General features: G+C 71.0%; 14 protein-coding genes. 6 read left to right on the forward strand and 8 right to left on the reverse strand.

Annotation, left to right across the window (positions count from 1 at the left end; genetic code table 11):
• Nucleotides 1-337: 337 nt before the first annotated feature.
• Nucleotides 338-2455 carry a type IIA DNA topoisomerase subunit B gene (locus ACIP6W_RS10275; protein ID WP_066654061.1) on the reverse strand — a complete coding sequence of 706 codons (2118 nt, stop codon included), beginning with the start codon at nt 2453-2455 and terminating at the stop codon, nt 338-340.
• Nucleotides 2456-2632: 177 nt separating this feature from the next.
• Here ACIP6W_RS10275 and ACIP6W_RS10280 point away from each other — a divergent pair, with 177 nt between their 5' ends.
• Nucleotides 2633-2857 carry a hypothetical protein gene (locus ACIP6W_RS10280; RefSeq protein ID WP_066654059.1) on the forward strand — a complete coding sequence of 75 codons (225 nt, stop codon included), beginning with the start codon at nt 2633-2635 and terminating at the stop codon, nt 2855-2857.
• Nucleotides 2858-2940: 83 nt separating this feature from the next.
• Here the strand turns inward: ACIP6W_RS10280 and ACIP6W_RS10285 are convergent, their stop codons facing one another.
• From ACIP6W_RS10285 to ACIP6W_RS10305, 5 genes are all read right to left on the reverse strand, one after another.
• Nucleotides 2941-3714 carry a type 1 glutamine amidotransferase gene (locus ACIP6W_RS10285; RefSeq protein ID WP_066654057.1) on the reverse strand — a complete coding sequence of 258 codons (774 nt, stop codon included), beginning with the start codon at nt 3712-3714 and terminating at the stop codon, nt 2941-2943.
• Nucleotides 3711-4970, reverse strand: coding sequence for a MurT ligase domain-containing protein (locus tag ACIP6W_RS10290; RefSeq protein WP_209682856.1), 1260 nt, complete (start codon nt 4968-4970; stop codon nt 3711-3713). The genes ACIP6W_RS10285 and ACIP6W_RS10290 overlap by 4 nt, the downstream gene beginning before the upstream one ends.
• A gap of 4 nt (nt 4971-4974) precedes the next feature.
• On the reverse strand, nt 4975-6267 hold the full coding sequence (locus ACIP6W_RS10295) for an RNA polymerase sigma factor (protein WP_400429309.1): 1293 nt from the start codon (nt 6265-6267) through the stop codon (nt 4975-4977).
• Nucleotides 6268-6459: 192 nt separating this feature from the next.
• Nucleotides 6460-7785 carry a nitrate/nitrite transporter gene (locus tag ACIP6W_RS10300; protein ID WP_400429311.1) on the reverse strand — a complete coding sequence of 442 codons (1326 nt, stop codon included), beginning with the start codon at nt 7783-7785 and terminating at the stop codon, nt 6460-6462.
• 117 nt (nt 7786-7902) lie between these two features.
• Complete coding sequence (locus tag ACIP6W_RS10305) at nt 7903-8835, reverse strand: proteasome assembly chaperone family protein (RefSeq protein WP_066654048.1); 933 nt, start codon at nt 8833-8835, stop codon at nt 7903-7905.
• Nucleotides 8836-8911: 76 nt separating this feature from the next.
• Here ACIP6W_RS10305 and ACIP6W_RS10310 point away from each other — a divergent pair, with 76 nt between their 5' ends.
• The 3 genes from ACIP6W_RS10310 (at nt 8912) to sucB (ending at nt 13490) form a co-directional block, all read left to right on the forward strand.
• Nucleotides 8912-10393, forward strand: a complete 1482-nt coding sequence (locus ACIP6W_RS10310; RefSeq protein WP_400429315.1) for a leucyl aminopeptidase — start codon at nt 8912-8914, stop codon at nt 10391-10393.
• Nucleotides 10394-10546: 153 nt separating this feature from the next.
• Nucleotides 10547-11920 (forward strand): dihydrolipoyl dehydrogenase, encoded by a 1374-nt coding sequence (lpdA, locus tag ACIP6W_RS10315; RefSeq protein WP_066654046.1) that lies wholly within the window; start codon nt 10547-10549, stop codon nt 11918-11920.
• Nucleotides 11921-11993: 73 nt separating this feature from the next.
• Nucleotides 11994-13490, forward strand: a complete 1497-nt coding sequence (gene sucB, locus ACIP6W_RS10320) for a 2-oxoglutarate dehydrogenase, E2 component, dihydrolipoamide succinyltransferase (RefSeq protein ID WP_400429318.1) — start codon at nt 11994-11996, stop codon at nt 13488-13490.
• A gap of 145 nt (nt 13491-13635) precedes the next feature.
• On the opposite strand, the gene ACIP6W_RS10325 is transcribed toward sucB, so the two are convergent.
• A complete protein-coding gene (locus tag ACIP6W_RS10325) occupies nt 13636-14577 on the reverse strand; it encodes a hypothetical protein (RefSeq protein WP_400429321.1) in 942 nt (313 codons plus the stop codon).
• Nucleotides 14578-14704: 127 nt separating this feature from the next.
• Here ACIP6W_RS10325 and ACIP6W_RS10330 point away from each other — a divergent pair, with 127 nt between their 5' ends.
• Nucleotides 14705-15418: a DUF4191 family protein gene (locus ACIP6W_RS10330; RefSeq protein ID WP_400429324.1), complete on the forward strand. Its 714-nt coding sequence runs from the start codon at nt 14705-14707 to the stop codon at nt 15416-15418.
• Nucleotides 15419-15782: 364 nt separating this feature from the next.
• Here ACIP6W_RS10330 and ACIP6W_RS10335 read toward each other — a convergent pair whose 3' ends face one another.
• The gene (locus tag ACIP6W_RS10335) at nt 15783-16253 is read right to left on the reverse strand and encodes an RDD family protein (protein ID WP_271826540.1); all 471 of its coding nucleotides are present in this window, start codon (nt 16251-16253) and stop codon (nt 15783-15785) included.
• 141 nt (nt 16254-16394) lie between these two features.
• On the opposite strand from ACIP6W_RS10335, the gene glnA reads away from it, so the two are divergent.
• Entirely contained in the window at nt 16395-17819 is a 1425-nt protein-coding gene (gene glnA / locus ACIP6W_RS10340) for a type I glutamate--ammonia ligase (protein WP_111225920.1), read from the forward strand.
• Nucleotides 17820-18108 lie beyond the last annotated feature (289 nt).

The raw sequence follows: 18108 nt of genomic DNA on the forward strand, positions 1-18108 counted from the left end.
ACGCGGCGTGTCACGCGCCCGCAGGGTCGACCCGTCGGCCGGGAGGCGCGGTGGCCGTCATCGCCTCGCCTCCCGTCCGCCAGCTGGTCCCTCGAGACGCCCGGGACGCCGCGAGACGCCGTGGGATCCACGAGACGGGGCCGAGTTCGCGAGACGCCGCCGGATCCGGCAGCGTCTCGGCACGACGACGGCGTCTCGTCCGGCCGGCGGTGTCTCGGCCAGACAGCAGAGGGCGAGAACCGTCGGCCAGCGCGAGTCTCGGGCCGTGCGCCGCCGCCAGGCGCCGCTCCGCGTCGCTGTCCGTGCGCCGCTCCGCGTCGCCGCCGGGCCGCCGCCCCTACGCGTCGATGCGGTCGCGGTCGAGGCCCTCGCCGGCCAGGATGAACTCCTTGCGCGGCGCGACGTCGTTGCCCATCAGCAGCTCGAACACCTTCGCGGCGCTCTCGGCATCGGTCACGTTCACCCGACGGAGCGTGCGGTGCGCCCGGTCCATCGTGGTCTCGGCGAGCTGGTCGGCGTCCATCTCCCCCAGGCCCTTGTACCGCTGGATCGGCTCCTGGTACTTCTTGCCCTGCTTCGCGAGCTTCTTCAGCACCGCCTGCAGCTCGGCCTCGGAGTAGGTGTAGAGCGTGTCGTTCGGCTTGCCGCGGTTCACCACGACGACCCGGTGCAGCGGCGGCACGGCGGCGAACACCCGGCCCTGCTCGATCATCGGCCGCATGTACCGGAAGAACAGCGTCAGCAGGAGCGTGCGGATGTGGGCACCGTCGACGTCGGCGTCCGACATGATGATGATCTTGCCGTAGCGGGCCTGGTCGATCTCGAACGAGCGGCCGGAGCCGGCGCCGATGACCTGGATGATCGAGGCGCACTCGGTGTTGGACAGCATGTCCGACACCGAGGCCTTCTGCACGTTGAGGATCTTGCCGCGGATGGGCAGCAGCGCCTGGTACTCGCTGTTGCGGGCGAGCTTGGCGGTGCCGAGCGCGGAGTCGCCCTCGACGATGAAGAGCTCCGTACCCTCGGCGTCCTGCTTGCGGCAGTCGGCGAGCTTGGTCGGCAACGAGGAGTTCTCCAGCGCGTTCTTGCGCCGCTGCGTCTCCTTGTGCGCCCGCGCCGAGATGCGGGTCTTCATCTCGGCGACGACCTTCTCGAGCAGGGTCGCGGCCTGCGCCTTCTCGGTGCGCTGTGTCGAGGTGAGGACGTCGGTGAGCTGCTTCGCCACGACCTGGTCGACGATCTTCCGGACCGCGGGGGTGCCGAGGACCTCCTTCGTCTGCCCCTCGAACTGCGGCTCGGGCAGGCGGACGGTCAGCACGGCGGTGAGGCCTGCGAGCACGTCGTCCTTCTCGAGCTTGTCCTGCCCGACCTTGAGCTTGCGGGCGTTCGCCTCGACCTGCGTGCGCACGGCCTTGACGACGCCCGACTCGAAGCCGGTCAGGTGCGTGCCGCCCTTCGGCGTCGCGATGATGTTGACGAAGCTCCGCTCGACGGTCTCGTACCCGCTGCCCCACCGCATCGCGATGTCGACCTCGCAGGTCCGCTCGACCGAGGTGGACACCATGTGCCCCTTGTCGTCGAGCATCGGAACGGTCTCCGTGAAGGTCCCGGTGCCCTGGATGCGCCAGACGTCGGTGACCGCGGAGTCGACCGCCAGGTGCTCGACGAACTCGCTGATGCCGCCCTCGTACCGGAAGCGCTCGATGACCGGACCGGGCGCGACCGTCGTCCCGGTCGCCTCGGCACGCTGGGCGGCAGCCTCGATGGACGCGGCCCGTTCGTCGGTGATCGTGATGCCGAGCCCGGGCACCAGGAAGGCGGTCTGGCGGGCGCGGTTGACCAGGTCGCCCGTGCTGAAACGGGCGTCCGTGGTGAAGATCTGTCGGTCCGCCCAGTACCGGATACGGGACCCGGTGACCCCCTTCTTCACCTTGCCGACGACACGGAGCTCACTGCCCGAGGTGAACGGGGTGAAGGGCGCATCCGGCCCGTCACCGGCGAAGGTGCCGGGCTCGCCCCGGTGGAAGGACATCGCGTAGGTCTTGCCACCGCGGTCGACCTCGACGTCGAGGCGCTCCGACAGCGCGTTCACGACCGAGGCACCCACGCCGTGCAGGCCACCGGAGGCCGCGTACGACCCGGACCCGAACTTGCCGCCGGCGTGCAGCTTCGTGAACACGACCTCGACCCCGGTCAGGCCGGTCTTCGGTTCCACGTCGACGGGGATGCCGCGGGCGGTGTCGCGGACCTCGACGGAGCCGTCGGCGTGCAGCACGACCCCGATCTCGTCGCCGTGACCCGCGAGCGCTTCGTCGACGGAGTTGTCGATGATCTCCCACAGGCAGTGCATGAGCCCGCGCGAGTCCGTCGAGCCGATGTACATGCCCGGACGCTTCCGAACCGCCTCGAGCCCTTCGAGGACGGAGAGGTGTCGTGCAGAGTAGTCGGAGCTCACATCCCGATGGTACCGAGGGGCACCGACAGCCAGACCGCCGGACAGCGGCGCGGCTCGGACTGGGGACAACCGCTCCGCGCTCAGCGAAACAGGCGGTCCGGGATGCACGGCTCCCAGCCACCACGTGTTCAAATGGTGGTCCACCCGCACCACCTGCGATCCGTGAGGAGCACAGCAATGACCCAGACCGTGCAGGACCTCTCCATCGACGAAGCCAGCAGCCACCAGCTCACCGCCGCTGACCGCTGCGACAGCTGCGGAGCGCAGGCGTACATCCGCGCCACCATGGCCAGCGGCGAGCTCTACTTCTGCGCCCACCACGGCGCCGAGTTCAAGGAGAAGCTCGCAGCCACCGCGCTCGAGTGGCACGACGAGAGCAGCCGACTCCACGAGTCGAAGTAGTCGTCACCAGACGGACGAACGGGAGGCGCGGTGCCAGCTGGCACCGCGCCTCCCGTTCGTCGTCGTGACGACCGCCAGGTCGACTAGGCGATCCGCTTGAAGGCCTTGTCGACGTAGCGGTCGACGGTCGCGCGCGCTTCGCGCGCGTACCGGTCGACGGTCGCCGTCCGCTCCGGGTCCGGCGCGTACTCGCGCCCGAGGCGCTTGGTCGCCGCAGCGAGCACCGCATCGGTCAGCTGCGGGTTGAGCGGCAGGATCGGCCCCTGGGTGTGCGTGCCGAAGGACGAACCCGTGATCGCCCCCTCGACGGCGGACCCGGCCTGGTTGCCGCCACCGGACACGACGTCGGCGAAGGGCTCGACGCCCGGAGCCAGTTCGATCCGGGTCGCGTGGTCCTCGAAGCCGGCGAGACGCTTCGGTGCGCCGGGCAGCAGGGGGTACCGCGTGTCGAGCACGAAGTAGTTCACCCGACGCTCGGCACCGCGGACGGCCCGCGCGTCGAACACGCCGAAGCCCGCGACGGGTGATCCCTCGGTGGGGACGACCTCGTTGGTCGCGAGGTCGAAGCCCCCGCCGACGGCCACGACGGGCACGCCGGCAGCGGCGAACTCGCGGAGGGACGCCCCGACACGCGTGACGTCGGCCCCGAGCGAGCGCATGGCGCTGAGCGGCCCGTTGCCCACGACGACGACGTCGGCCGCAGCAGGGAGCTGGTCGCCCGGCGCGTACGTGACGACCTCCGTGGCGATGCCGGCGGCCTCGGCACGGCGGGTGAGGGCCACGACGTTGCCGCGGTCGCCCGAGACCCCCATCTGACGCGGGTAGACGTGCAGGATGGTCAGCCGGTCGGCCGTCATGCGGTCTTCTCCATGTCGCCGTGGCCGAGGGCCTTGCGGGCGATCATCATGATCTCGTAGTTGACGATGAAGTTCTTCGTCCCCGACGTCGTCGAGCCGAGCTGCTCCATGTGCCGGATGGCAGCCTCGACGTCGGGCTCGACACGGCCGATGCGGACACCGGCGTGCTCGAGCGCGATGGCGATCTGCCACGCCTTGTCCCCGGACACGACGTCCACGTGGTCGAGCTTCGAGAAGTCGATGTCGTAGATCCAGGAGATGTCCGGGGTGCCCTCGTCGATCGCCATGAGGACCTGCTCCGGGCGGTCCGGCAGGGCGTCGAGGTTGAGCTGCAGGCTCGCCGCGTTCTTGAACATCGTGAACTCGGCGGACTCGCCAGCGATCGGCAGGCGCTCGCCTCGCCCGTACGCGGGCTTCATCGTGCCGAACGCCCTCGTGACGGCGTCGGCCCGGAACTGCGCACCCAGTGCGGCGCTCGCAGTCGCGGTCGCGGCCGCTGCGTCCACCGCGTAGTGCAGGCCCCGTGCCGGCAGCCGGACGGGGATGTCGGTGCCGTCGAACCGGATCGTCGCTCCGTCGCCGGTGTTGGCGACGACCTCGGACTCGGCGGGGTTCGGCTCGCCGGCGGTCCGGTCGAAGTCGTCGGCGTTCTGCAGCCCGTTCGGGGCCGCAGCGACGACCTCGGCGCTCGCGCCGAAGCGGAGCACGCGCTGGCCCGAGCGGCCCGCGTACGCGTCGAGGAACTGGTCGTCCCGGTTCGTGATGACGTTCGCCGTGGACAGCGCCGCCGTGTCGAGCATCATCGTCGCGACGCGCTCGGTCTCGAAGAACCGGTAGAGCTGGTCGACCTGCACGTTGAGCATCGTCACCGTCGACGGGGACAGGATGCCGGCGAGCTCGACCGCGAAGGCCTCGTCCACCTCGAGGATGCCGATGTCCGCCTTGAGCCTGCCGGTCAGCGACACCTCGGACAACAGCGCCGAGGCGATGCCCTGCGGCAGGTTCGCACCGGACGGGTTCGTGAAGACGCGGAGGCCGTGTGCCCGGACGATGTCCGAGATCATGTGCGTCGTCGTCGACTTGCCGTTGGAGCCGAGCACGAAGACGACGCCGTTCGGGAACTGCTTCGTCACGTGCTGGAGGAAGTCCGGCACCAGCTTGAGGACGATGTAGCCCGGGTAGGCGGACCCGCCGCCCCGCGCACGTGCGAGGGCGCGGAGGACCCGCCCGACCAGGATCGGGATGAGGAAGCGCATCGGCCTACTCGAGGTAGTCGCGGAGCGACTGCGACCGGGACGGGTGGCGGAGCTTCGCCATCGTCTTGGACTCGATCTGTCGGATCCGCTCGCGCGTCACGCCGAACGTGTCCCCGATCTGGTCGAGGGTCTTCGGCTGACCGTCACCGAGGCCGAAGCGCATGCGGATCACGCCCGCCTCGCGCTCGGACAGGGAGTCGAGCAGGCTCTCGAGCTGCTTCTGCAGCATCGTGAAGCCCACGGCGTCGGCCGGCACGACCGCCTCGGTGTCCTCGATCAGGTCGCCGAACTCCGAGTCGCCGTCCTCACCCAGCGGGGTGTGGAGCGAGATCGGCTCGCGACCGTACTTCTGCACCTCGACGACCTTCTCCGGGGTCATGTCGAGCTCGCGGGCGAGCTCTTCCGGAGTGGGCTCGCGACCGAGGTCCTGCAGCATCTGGCGCTGCACACGGGCCAGCTTGTTGATGACCTCGACCATGTGCACCGGGATGCGGATGGTGCGGGCCTGGTCGGCCATCGCGCGGGTGATCGCCTGACGGATCCACCAGGTGGCGTACGTCGAGAACTTGAAGCCCTTGGTGTAGTCGAACTTCTCGACCGCACGGATCAGACCGAGGTTGCCCTCCTGGATGAGGTCCAGGAACTGCATGCCGCGGCCCGTGTAGCGCTTGGCCAGCGAGACGACGAGGCGCAGGTTCGCGCCGAGCAGGTGGGACTTCGCCCGCTGCCCGTCACGGGCGACCCAGCGGAGCTCGCGCTCCTCCGGCTTGGAGAGACCGGTCGAGTGCTGCAGCTTGTCCTCGGCGAACAGGCCGGCCTCGATCCGCATCGCGAGCTCGACCTCCTGCTCGGCGTTGAGGAGCGCGACCTTGCCGATCTGCTTCAGGTAGTCCTTGACCGGGTCGGCGGTGGCGCCGGTGATCGTGGTCGAGTAGACCGGTGCCTCGTCGTCGTCGGACTGCGAGATGACGAGCGCGCCCGCGGCGACCGCTGCTGCGGCGTCCGGCTTGGCGTCCTTGTCCTCGGTCTCGGTGTCCTCGGCGTCGTCCGTCGAGTCGACGGCGTCGTCCGCGGGCTCGACGGCCTCGTCGTCCTCGTCCTCGTCGTCGGCCTTCTTCTTCGCGCGCGTGGCCGTCTTCTTCGGCGCTGCCTTCGCAGCGGGCTTCTTCGCGGCGGTGGTCTTGGTGGCGCGCTTCTTCGGCGCAGCCTTCCCCTCGGCCGCGTCGGCGTCGTCCGCCGCGACGGCCTCGGGCTCGGTGTCCTTCGTGGGATCGATCGTCGTGCTCCGGGCAGCCATGCGATCACCTCTCTCGTCGTGCCACGTTCGTGGGGTCGTGGCTTCCCTCGCCGCCCAGGGCCTGGGCCGCAGTCCCCCGCGTCGTCAGGTCCTACCGTTCCGGGCAGCATGAGGACCCATGTCAAGTCCCCCGACCCCCGCGGCGCAGCGAGGCGACGCGGTAGTGAGGGGCCCGAACGGGTCCGTCCTCCATTATTGCACGGCCTGCTTCCGCAGGCGCGCAACCAGTGCAACCCAGAGCGGCCCCACCCGTATTCCGTCCTGCGCGTGCATCTGCCGCCGGGTCCGTCGGCGCGCGAGCAGCAGCATCACGACGCCGAACCCGACCACCACGTACTGGACGGTGAGCGCGATGCGGAAGTTGTCCCAGGCGAACACCGTGCGCCCCGTCGCGCCCGACACGACGTCGAGCAGCGTCCCGATGAGGAACATCATGACGAAGGCCGCCAGGAACCCGCCGACGTTCACGACGCCGTTCGCCGAGCCGAGCGACCCGACCGGGTTGAAGCTGCGTGCGAAGTCGAAACCGATGAGGGATCCCGGGCCGCCGACCCCCATCGCGACCACGAGCAGGACGAGCAGCCACGTCGGCGGGTGCCCGGGCCAGAGCAGCACCGCCGTCCACACCACCCCGAGCGCCAGGACGATGCCGAGCACCAGGTTCGACCGCCGGAGCGGGAACCGGGCGCAGAGCACGCCGAGCACCGGTCCCACGACGAAGCCGGTGACGACGACGACGGTGAGGAAGCCGGCCGCCTCGGACGGGCTGTACCCGAGGCTGCGCAGCATCGGCACGCCCCACAGCAACGAGAAGACCGTGCCGGACGACTGCGTGACGTAGTGGGACCAGAAGCCGAGCTGCGTGCCCGGCCGCCGCAGCGCGTGCCCGAAGGTGTGGAAGGCGCCGCGCCACGAGTGCGGCAGGGGCAGTGGGATCGTGTCGGTCCGCACCGCGACGGGGCCGTTGCGGACGAAGACGACCGCCAGCACGAGACCGACCAGGCTCGCGGCCGCGGCGACCCCGAACGCCGGGGTCCACCCGGCGGTGTGCAGGAGCACGGCGAACGGGAAGGCCGACAGGACCTGTCCGACCTGACCGAGGTTGCCCGTCCACTGGGAGATCTGCGGCAGGATGCGGCCCGTGAACCACATCGGGACGAGACGGATCACCGAGATGAAGGTCATCGCGTCGCCGGCTCCGACGAGCACCCGGCCCGCGATGGCCGGGCCGATCGTCGGCGAGAACGCGACGACGACCTGGCCGACCACGAGCAGCGCGGCGCCCAGCAGCACGAGCCTGCGCGGCCCCACCCGGTCGAGCGCGATCCCCACCGGGATCTGCAGCCCGGCGTAGACGGCGATCTGCACGACGGCGAGCGTGGACAGGACCGCGGCCGAGACCGCGAAGCGGTCCTGCGCGTCGACGCCGGAGACCCCGAGCGACGACCGCTGCACCACGGCGAGGACGTAGGCGAGCACCGCGACGCCCCAGACGAGGAAGGCACGGCGGGAGTTCACCCGACAAGGCTACCGACGCGCGGCCCGCGCCCGACACGTGCTGTGGAGGACGGGAGGCGCGGTGCGGGCCGTGGAGGAGCCTCCAGGCCGCGAGCGGCGCAGCCCGCTCCCTGTCAGTCAGTCGGTCGACGCGTCGCCGTCGGACCGCCGGTCGGCCAGGAAGCGCTCGAGCTCGGCCGCGATCGCGTCGGCGGTCGGGACCTCGCCGTCCTCGTTCGTCAGGGGCGACGCGACCGGGTTGCCCTCCATGTAGGTGTCGTGCCGTTCCTCGAGCACACCGACCAGGCGCTGGAGCTCGGGGTTGCCCGCGACCTGCTCCTCGACGCGTGTGCGGAACTCGCGGTCGGACGCACGCAGCGCGTCGGTCGGGAAGATCAGACCGGTGGCCGCCGCGATGCTCGACAGTGCGGTGACCGCCGCGTCGGGGAACTCGGTGTCGCCGAGGTAGTGCGGGACCAGCAGGACGAGCCCGGTGACCGATGCACCCAGCTGCGTCAGCCGGTGCTCGACCAGGTGCAGGACGTTCGCGGGCGCCTGCGTCTCCGGCTTCCACACGCTCAGCTGCTCGACCAGGTCCGCGCGGGTCCCCGACACCGTCAGGCTGATCGGACGGGTGTGGGGGACGGGCATGGGGATGGACTGGACCCACGTCGTGTCCGCGACCTGCAGGCGGTCGGCGAGGCCGGTGACGGCGTCGACGAACCGGTTCCACTGGAAGTCCGGCTCGTACCCGGTGAGGAACAGGAACGGCTGCCCGAGCTCGTCGCGCACCAGGTGCAGCGCCAGGCGCGGCGGTTCGACGGCCGTGATGTGGTCGTGCTCGAAGGTGATGACCGGCCGGCGGGCGCGCCAGTCGAGCAGGACGTCCGGGTCGAACTCCGCGACGAGCTCGTGGTCGAGGCCGTCGAGGATCGACGTGGCCACCTGCGCGACGGCGGACCCCGCGTCGACGAAGCCGGTCAGGCCCGCGACCAGGTGCAGCCCGGCCGGGACGGTCGGCGCGCCGTCGGGAGCGGAGTACAGGTCCTCGGGGTGGTTCACCGTCCCCATGCTAGGCGGCACCCCCGACCCGACCCCTGCGTCGGCCCGACGCTCTCGGCGAACACGTGCTGGCTAGGCTGGGCGCATGGTCCGACCGACGCTCTCCACCACCACCTCGACCCCCTCCGACGTCGACGCCGACGTCCTCGTGCTCGGCGTCCGCTCGGGCACCGACGGCGGTGCCCCCACGATCGCTCCGAGCGCTGCCGGCGCCCTGGACGCGCTCGCCGACCTCGACCTCGGCTCCGTCGGTGTGACGGGTGCGAAGGACCAGCTGGTCCGCCTCCCCGGTACCGGCGTCGCCGCGGCCGGGATCGCACTCGTCGGCCTCGGTGCCACGGTCGACGCGGCGTCCGTCCGCGCGGCCGCCGGCAGCGCGGTCCGCCAGCTCCCCCAGGCTGCGTCGATCGCCCTGGCGCTGCCGACCGACTCGGCCGAGCTCGTCGACGCCGCGCTCGAGGGTGCGGCGCTCGGCTCCTACGCCTTCACCCGGCACAAGGGCACCGGCACGACCGCTCCGGCCCGGGGCGACCAGCGCATCGCGGTCGTCGCGCCGGCCGACACCGCCGCCGACGCCACCGTCCGGCCCGCGATCATCGCCGACGCGGCAGCGCTCGTCCGTGACCTCGTGAACACCGCCGCCGGCGACCTCGGCCCGGCGGACGTCGCCGACGTCGCCGTCGCGCAGGCCGAGGGCCTCCCCCTCACCGTCGAGGTCCTCGACGAGCAGCAGCTCGAGGAGCAGGGCTTCGGGGGCATCCTCGGGGTCGGCCGCGGCTCCGAGCGTCCCCCGCGCCTGGTCGTCGTCCGCTACGAGCCGTCGTCGGCGTCCAGGCACCTCGCGCTGGTCGGCAAGGGCATCACCTTCGACTCCGGCGGCCTCTCGCTGAAGCCCGCCGCGTCGATGCTCGGCATGAAGACCGACATGACCGGCGCCGCCACCGTGCTCGCCGCGACGATCGCCGCCGCGCGCCTCGGCCTCGACACGAAGGTCACCGCCTGGCTGTGCCTCGCCGAGAACATGCCGTCCGGCTCCGCGACGCGCCCCGGCGACGTGCTCACCCTGAAGAACGGGAAGACCGTCGAGGTCACGAACACCGACGCCGAGGGCCGACTCGTCCTCGGCGACGGCATGGTCGCCGCCTCGCTCGAGCAGCCCGACGCCCTCGTCGACGTCGCGACGCTCACCGGCGCACAGGTCGTCGCCCTCGGCGACCGGACCACCGGCCTGATGGGCAGCGACGACCTGGTCGCACGGGTCCGCGCGGTCGCCGACGCCGTCGCCGAGCCGATCTGGCCGATGCCCCTGCCCGAGGAGCTCGACGCGCGACTCGCCAGCGACGTCGCCGACATGGTCAACGCGACCGTGGGCAACCCGGCCGGTGGGATGCTCCTCGCCGGCAAGTTCCTCGAGCGGTTCGTGGGCGAGGGCGTGCCGTGGGCGCACCTCGACATCGCGGGCCCCTCGGAGCACAAGGGCGGCGGGTACGGCTGGCTCGGCAAGGGCGCGACCGGCGTCATGGTCCGGACGCTCGTCGGGCTCGCAGAAGAGCTCCAGTCCAGGTAGTAGGTTGGTGTCCGGCGGGCTGCGCACCGACGCGCGTCCGCCGGAACCAGCGGGACGGGACCGGAACCATGCGGTCCGACCGTCGGACGCCGCCGCCGCGGTGTCCAGTGGGGTCCGACCGGGATCCCGACACGCACGAGGGAGTTGCACCAGGTGACGGAACAGACTTACGACGTCGTGGTCCTCGGTGGCGGCAGTGGTGGCTACGCCGCTGCGCTCCGGGCCGCCGAGCTCGGCATGAGCGTCGCGCTCATCGAGGGAGACAAGCTCGGGGGGACCTGCCTGCACCGCGGCTGCATCCCGACCAAGGCGCTGCTGCACGCCGCCGAGGTCGCCGACGCCACCCGCGACGCGGAGAAGTACGGCGTCATCGCCGAGTTCGCCGGTGTCGAGGTGCCGAAGGTCATCGACTACCAGCAGGGCGTCATCAACTCGAAGTACAAGGGCCTGCAGGGCCTGGTCAAGGCGCGCGGCATCACCGTCGTCGAGGGCTGGGGCCGTCTGACCTCGCAGAACACCGTGCAGGTCGGCGACCAGACCGTCACCGGCAAGAACGTCGTGCTCGCCACGGGTTCGTACTCGAAGTCCCTGCCGGGCCTCGAGATCGGCGGTCGCGTGATCACGTCCGAGACCGCGCTGAAGATGGACTACGTCCCGAACAAGGTCGTCATCCTCGGTGGTGGCGTCATCGGCGTCGAGTTCGCCAGCGTGTGGAAGTCGTTCGGCGCCGACGTCACGATCGTCGAGGGCCTGCCCCACCTCATCCCCGCCGAGGACGAGTCGATGTCCAAGCAGCTCGAGCGCGCCTTCCGCAAGCGCGGCATCGAGTTCTCGCTCGGCGTGCGCTTCGACCACGTCGACCAGCACGAGAACGGCGTCGTCGTGACGCTCGAGGACGGCAAGACCTACGAGGGCGACGTGCTCCTCGTCGCGGTCGGCCGTGGCCCGCTCACGCAGAACATGGGCTTCGACGAGGTCGGTGTCGCGATGGACCGCGGGTTCGTCACGACCGACGAGCGCCTCGCCACCAACCTGCCGAACGTCTACGCCGTCGGCGACATCGTCCCCGGCCTGCAGCTCGCGCACCGCGGCTTCCAGCAGGGGATCTTCGTGGCCGAGGAGATCGCGGGCCTGAAGCCCGTCGTCATCTCCGACACGAACATCCCGAAGGTGACCTACTCCGACCCCGAGGTCGCCTCGGTCGGACTCTCCCAGGCCAAGGCCGAGGAGGAGTACGGCAAGGACAAGGTCGACTTCTACGAGTACAACCTCGCGGGCAACGGCCGCAGCCACATCATCGGGACCTCCGGCGCCGTCAAGGTCGTCCGGGTCGTCGACGGACCGGTCGTCGGTGTCTCGATGATCGGCGCGCGCGTCGGCGAGCTCATCGGTGAGGCCCAGCTCGCGGTGAACTGGGAGGCGCACCCGGAGGACGTCGCACCGCTCGTCCACGCCCACCCGACGCAGAACGAGGCCCTGGGCGAGGCCTTCCTCCACCTCGCGGGCAAGCCGCTGCACGCGCTGTGACGACCACGTCCACCGTGCACACCGAGACAATGACAACCACCACCACAGCAACCCGCGAACAGGAGCCCACCCGATGAGCGAATCCGTCAACCTCCCGGCGCTCGGCGAGAGCGTCACCGAGGGCACGGTCACCCGATGGCTGAAGAACGTCGGTGACCGCGTCGAGGTCGACGAGCCGCTGCTCGAGGTCTCGACCGACAAGGTCGACACCGAGATCCCGTCGCCGATCGCCGGCGTCGTCGAGGAGATCCTCGTCCAGGAGGACGAGACCGTCGAGGTCGGCACCGCGCTGGTGAAGATCGGCGACGGGTCCGGATCGGACTCCGGTTCGTCGGACGACCAGGGTGCGGACCAGGACGCCGCAGCCGCCGAGGAGAGCGAGCCCGAGACGGCTCCGAGCACCGAGCAGGGCGAGGAGCAGAAGGCTCCGGAGCCGCAGCAGGCCGAGCCGGCGCCCGGTGGCCAGACGCAGCCCGCCGCCCCGCAGGCACCGTCGGCTCCGCCCGTCCCGCAGGCCGCTCCGGTCCCGCCGCCCGCCGCCGTGCCGGCAGCGGTCCCCGCGCCCGCCGCGGCTCCGGCTCCGGCCGCTGCTCCGGCGCCGGCCGCAGCCGGTTCCACCGCGTCGGCGTCGGTGCCGAACCCGAACCAGGACGCGTCGGCCTCCGGCTACGTCACCCCGCTGGTGCGCAAGCTCGCCAACGAGCAGGGCGTCGACCTGTCGACGGTCTCCGGCTCCGGGGTCGGTGGCCGCATCCGCAAGGAGGACGTGCTCGCCGCCGCCGCGAAGGCGTCGTCCGCCGGTTCGTCGGCTCCGACCGCCGCGGCGTCCGGCCCGTTCGTGGCCGAGACCTCGCCGCTCCGCGGCACGCGCGAGAAGATGACGCGCCTCCGCAAGGTGGTCGCCGAGCGCGCCGTGCAGTCGATGACCTCGACCGCACAGCTCACCAGCGTCGTCGAGGTCGACGTCACGAAGGTCGCGCAGTTCCGCGACGCGAACAAGGCCGAGTTCCTCGAGAAGACCGGTTCGAAGCTCAGCTTCATGCCGTTCTTCGCCCTCGCGGCGTCCGAGGCGCTCAAGGCCCACCCGAAGATCAACTCCACGGTCGAGGGCGACGAGATCGTCTACCCGGACCACGAGAACGTGTCGATCGCGGTGGACACCGAGCGCGGCCTGCTCACCCCGGTGATCAAGGACGCGTCGGGGCTCTCGCTCGCCGACTTCTCGAAGGCGATCGCGGACCTGGCCGAGCGCACGCGCAACAACCAGCTCAAGCCGGACGAGCTCGCGGGTGGCACCTTCACACTGACCAACACCGGTTCGCGCGGCGCGCTGTTCGACACCCCCGTGGTGTTCCTGCCGCAGTCCGCGATCCTCGGCACGGGCATCGTCACCAAGCGTCCGGCGGTCGTGAAGGTCGACGGGCAGGAGGCGATCGCCGTCCGTTCGTTCGTCTACCTCGCGCTGTCGTACGACCACCGGATCATCGACGGCGCCGACGCGTCGCGGTACCTCGTCGCGGTGAAGAACCGCCTCGAGGAGGGCAACTTCGGCCCGAACCTCGGCTACTGAGTCGTCGCTCCGATCCGCACCGGACGGCCCCGGTCCCCTCGTGGGACCGGGGCCGTCCGGCGTTCCACCGGGAGCGGCGGAGCCGGTCCGGTGCGTCGCGGGCCGGGGCCGTCGGCGATCCTGCGGCCGCGGACGCGGGGCACGGTCAGCGCAGACCGGTCGCTGCGGTCACGAGACCACCCGCGACCACCGTGCCGACGAGGACGTGCCGGACCGGCACTCGGCGCTTCCGTCCCAGGGGGATCCCCCGCTCGACCAGGTCACGCACCACCCGGGCGACCGAGTCGATCGCGTCCGTGGTGTCGTCCGGCAGACGCCCGACGCCGACGTGCTCCTCGTCGGGGAAGGCCAGGCCCGGTCTGCTCCAGCGCACTGGTCGGGGTGGCGCGGCTCCGACGACGAGGTCGAGCGCGTCCGAGATCGTCCGAGCGTCTCCGTCCCGCGCGGCGTCGAGGACCGGGTCGAGCGTGCTGCGGACGGCTGACCGCGCGTCGACACGGTCCCACACGGAACGGGCGGCGGTCACGAGCTGGCGGGCGCCGTCGAGGTCACGGGGAGACGGGAGCGGGTGCGCCGGCGGTGGCGTGCACGCGACCCGCGAGGAGGCTGCCGCTGCCTCGGCCCGAGCGGCCGCCGTCGCCCGGGACAGGGCTCTGGTGGCACGGGCCGTCGCCCGGGGGTCCGCAGCGGGATCGGCCGACGTGCGTGTCGTGCAGGCGACCGACGCCCCGGGAGGACGGTCGGCGACGACGATCGCTCCCGCTTCGTCGACGCGCACGGCGTCGAAGGGGACGGCTCCGAGCACGACCGCACCCGATCGTGCCCGCGCAGCGAGTTCGAGCAGGGGCACCGTCAGGGTGACCGCCACGCCCTCGGTCGGCGTGCCGAGTGCCTCCAGTGCGTCCTCGAGCGCGCGGGTCGACGGGTCGAGGACCTCGGCGGCGAGGTGGCCCTGCGGGCACCTGCCGACCCGGGTCACCGGAACGAGGTGCGGGCCGGCGCCGGCGGCGCGGTCGGCGACCCACCCCGAGAAGTCGGCGGGGTCCTGTGCACCGCACCACCGTCTGCTGCCCGCTGTCGTCGTCATGGTGACGAGCTTCGCGGACGCCGGACGGGCCCCCCGGCCGGCGTGCGGTACCTGTGGACGGCGACGTTCGCCCACAGCCTGGGCACCAGCGGTCTGCGAGCGATGGTCGAGGCCGTATCCTGGTCGCATGGCACGCAGCACTCCCCAAGCAACGACGGCGAAGGAGCCGGGTCGTCTCAAGCAGATGTACCAGGTCTTCACCATGACCCGTCGGGCCGACCCGAAGTCCGTCTGGTGGTTCCTGCTGGCGTTCGTCGGCCCCGTCGTCGCGGGTGTCCTGCTCGCGCTGCTCCTGCCGGGCCAGAACTGGCTCGCGATCACGCTGTGGATCGTGGCCGGCGTGCTGCTCGGTGTGCTGCTCTTCCTCATCGTCCTCGGTCGGCTGGCGGAGCGTGCCGCCTACTCGCAGATCGCCGGGCAGCCGGGCGCCGTCGGCGCCGTGCTCTCGAACTCGCTCCGCCGCCAGTGGCGATCGAGCGAGATGCCCGTCGCCGTGCACGGCCGGTCCCAGGCCGCCGTCTACCGCGCGGTCGGCACCCCGGGTGTGGTCCTCATCACCGAGGGGCAGCGGGGCAACCTCAAGCGCCAGGTCGACGAGGAGCGCCGCAAGGTCCAGCGCATCGTCCCGAACGTCCCCGTGCACGTGGTCCACGTCGACGACGACGAGGACGGCGTGACGCTGCACAAGCTCCCGCGGGCGATGAACAAGTACAAGAAGGCGCTCAACCGCAACGAGGTCCTGGCGGTCGCGAACCGTCTGGACTCCCTCACGCACAGCCCGGCGGCCTCGATCCCCAAGGGCATGGACCCGATGCGTGCGCGCGCCGGACGTCCGCGCTGATCGTCTCCCCCGCGCTCCGAGCGACGACGCCCCCGACCGTGCCAGGTCGGGGGCGTCGCTGCGTGCGAGGCGCGTGCTCCTCGTGACTGTGGTCTCGTCGGAGCGCCGAGCTTGCCGGTGGTGCTGCCAGGCAGAACGACACCGCCGCTGTCGTCCGACAGCGATCTCGTCGTTCTCCCCCCGCCGCCGGGCGACCGCGGGCTGAACGACACCGCCGCTGTCGTGCGACAGCGATCTCGTCGCTCCGCCCGTACCCGCCGGACGACCCGCGGGCAGAACGACACCGCCGCTGTCGTACGACGTCGACGATGTCGTTGCGCGTCGTTCGCACGCCTCCGGCTCCGCGCGCGTCCGGCCGCGCCGGTCAGCGCCGGACGAGCACCGTCCCCGCGATGCGGTCGTGCGCACCACGGCTGTCACGGTCGATGATGAGCGCCGGGACGACCAGGCAGAGCAGCACGGTGCGGACGATCGGTCGCCACACCCCGACGTAGCCGCCGCGGATCGGGACGACCCGCAGGCCGACGCACACGTGACCGAAGGAGCCCGACAGCGTGCAGATGAACAGGACCTGCAGCACCGCGAAGATCGCGAGCTGGATCCACGTGTGCGCGATGTCGCCGGATCCCTCGAGCGGCGACCACACGCCGGTGACGTACGCCACGAGGTCGGCCAGGATGCCGTCGATGAGCAGCCCGACGACCCGGCGACCGATGCGGCCGACGCTGCGCGGCCCGTCCTCGGGGAGCCCGAGGTCCTTGCCCGGCCACCCGTCCGGGTGCTCCCCACCGGGGTGTGCGGACGACGCCGAGGGCGGGGTGGTGCTGCGGGCCATGCTCCAAGGGTAGGCGACTCCGTGCCCGTAACACGCACGAAACAATGCAGTCATGTCCGGGAAACCCGGTGTCAATAGCCTCGTCGGAGGGTGCACCCGCGGCACCTCCGACATCACCTACCCCCCAGGAGATCGACACACATGTTCAGCGATTCCTCCGAGGTGCTCGCCTTCATCAAGGACACGGACGTCAAGTTCCTCGACATCCGCTTCACGGACCTGCCCGGTGTCCAGCAGCACTTCAACATCCCGGCGTCGACGGTCGACGAGGACTTCTTCTCGGTCGGACAGCTCTTCGACGGCTCCTCGATCCGCGGCTTCGCGTCGATCCACGAGTCGGACATGCAGCTCATCCCGGACGTGACGACGGCGTACATCGACCAGTTCCGCGCCGAGCGCACGCTGATCATGATCTTCGACATCTACAACCCGCGGAACGGCGAGATCTACGGCCGCGACCCGCGCCAGGTGGCGAAGAAGGCCGAGAAGTACCTCGCGTCGACGGGCATCGCGGACACCGCGTTCTTCGCGCCCGAGGCCGAGTTCTACATCTTCGACGACGTCCGCTACTCGGTGACCCAGAACAAGTCGTTCTACTCGGTCGACTCGGAAGAGGGCGCCTGGAACACCGGCCGCGAGGAAGAGGGCGGCAACCTCGCCAACAAGACCCCCTACAAGGGCGGGTACTTCCCGGTCTCCCCCGTCGACAAGACGGCCGACCTGCGCGACGACATCACGCTCAAGCTGATCGAGGCGGGCTTCGAGCTCGAGCGCTCGCACCACGAGGTGGGTACCGGCGGCCAGCAGGAGATCAACTACAAGTTCGACACGATGGTCCACGCCGCGGACGACATCCTGAAGTTCAAGTACATCGTCAAGAACACGGCCGACCAGTGGGGCAAGGTCGCCACGTTCATGCCGAAGCCGCTGTTCGGCGACAACGGCTCGGGCATGCACACCCACCAGTCGCTCTGGAGCGACGGCAAGCCGCTGTTCTACGACGAGAACGGCTACGGCGGCCTCTCGGACGTCGCGCGCTGGTACATCGGTGGCATCCTGAAGCACGCCCCGGCGCTGCTCGCCTTCACGAACCCGTCGATCAACTCCTACCACCGTCTGGTCAAGGGGTTCGAGGCTCCGGTCAACCTGGTCTACTCGGCCGGCAACCGCTCCGCCGCGATCCGCATCCCGATCACGGGCACGAACCCGAAGGCGAAGCGCATCGAGTTCCGCGCGCCGGACGCCTCGGGCAACCCGTACCTCGCCTTCGCGGCGCAGCTGATGGCCGGCCTCGACGGCATCCAGAACCGCATCGAGCCGCACGAGCCGGTCGACAAGGACCTCTACGAGCTCCCCCCGGAGGAGGCCAAGGGCATCCCGCAGGTGCCGGGCTCCCTCGACGAGGCGCTCGAGGCCCTCGAGGCGGACCACGAGTTCCTCACGAAGGGCAACGTCTTCACCGAGGACCTCATCCAGACGTGGATCGACTACAAGCGTGAGAACGAGATCCTCCCGCTCGCGCAGCGTCCGCACCCGTTCGAGTACGAGCTGTACTTCGGCGTCTGATCCTCGCTGACACCACGAAGGCCCCGCTCCGGTTCCGGTGCGGGGCCTTCTGCGTGCGGGGCGCGTCGTGCCGTCGTGGTGACCGCCTGGAGGCCCGGTGCCGGTCCGGCGGACCGACACCGGGCCTCCAGACAGTCGCCTGCTGTGCGCCCGTTCCTTCCCGTGACGCGCGCGATGGCGGGCGGGAACGGGCGTACCTGGTCGGAACGAACCACCTGGTACGCCCGGAAGGACCAGCCACGCCCGGAAGGACCAGGTACGCCCGGAAGGACGAGGTACGCCCGGACAC

Origin of the sequence: Curtobacterium sp. NPDC088465, assembly GCF_044753165.1 — a bacterium.
Taxonomy (GTDB): domain Bacteria; phylum Actinomycetota; class Actinomycetes; order Actinomycetales; family Microbacteriaceae; genus Curtobacterium.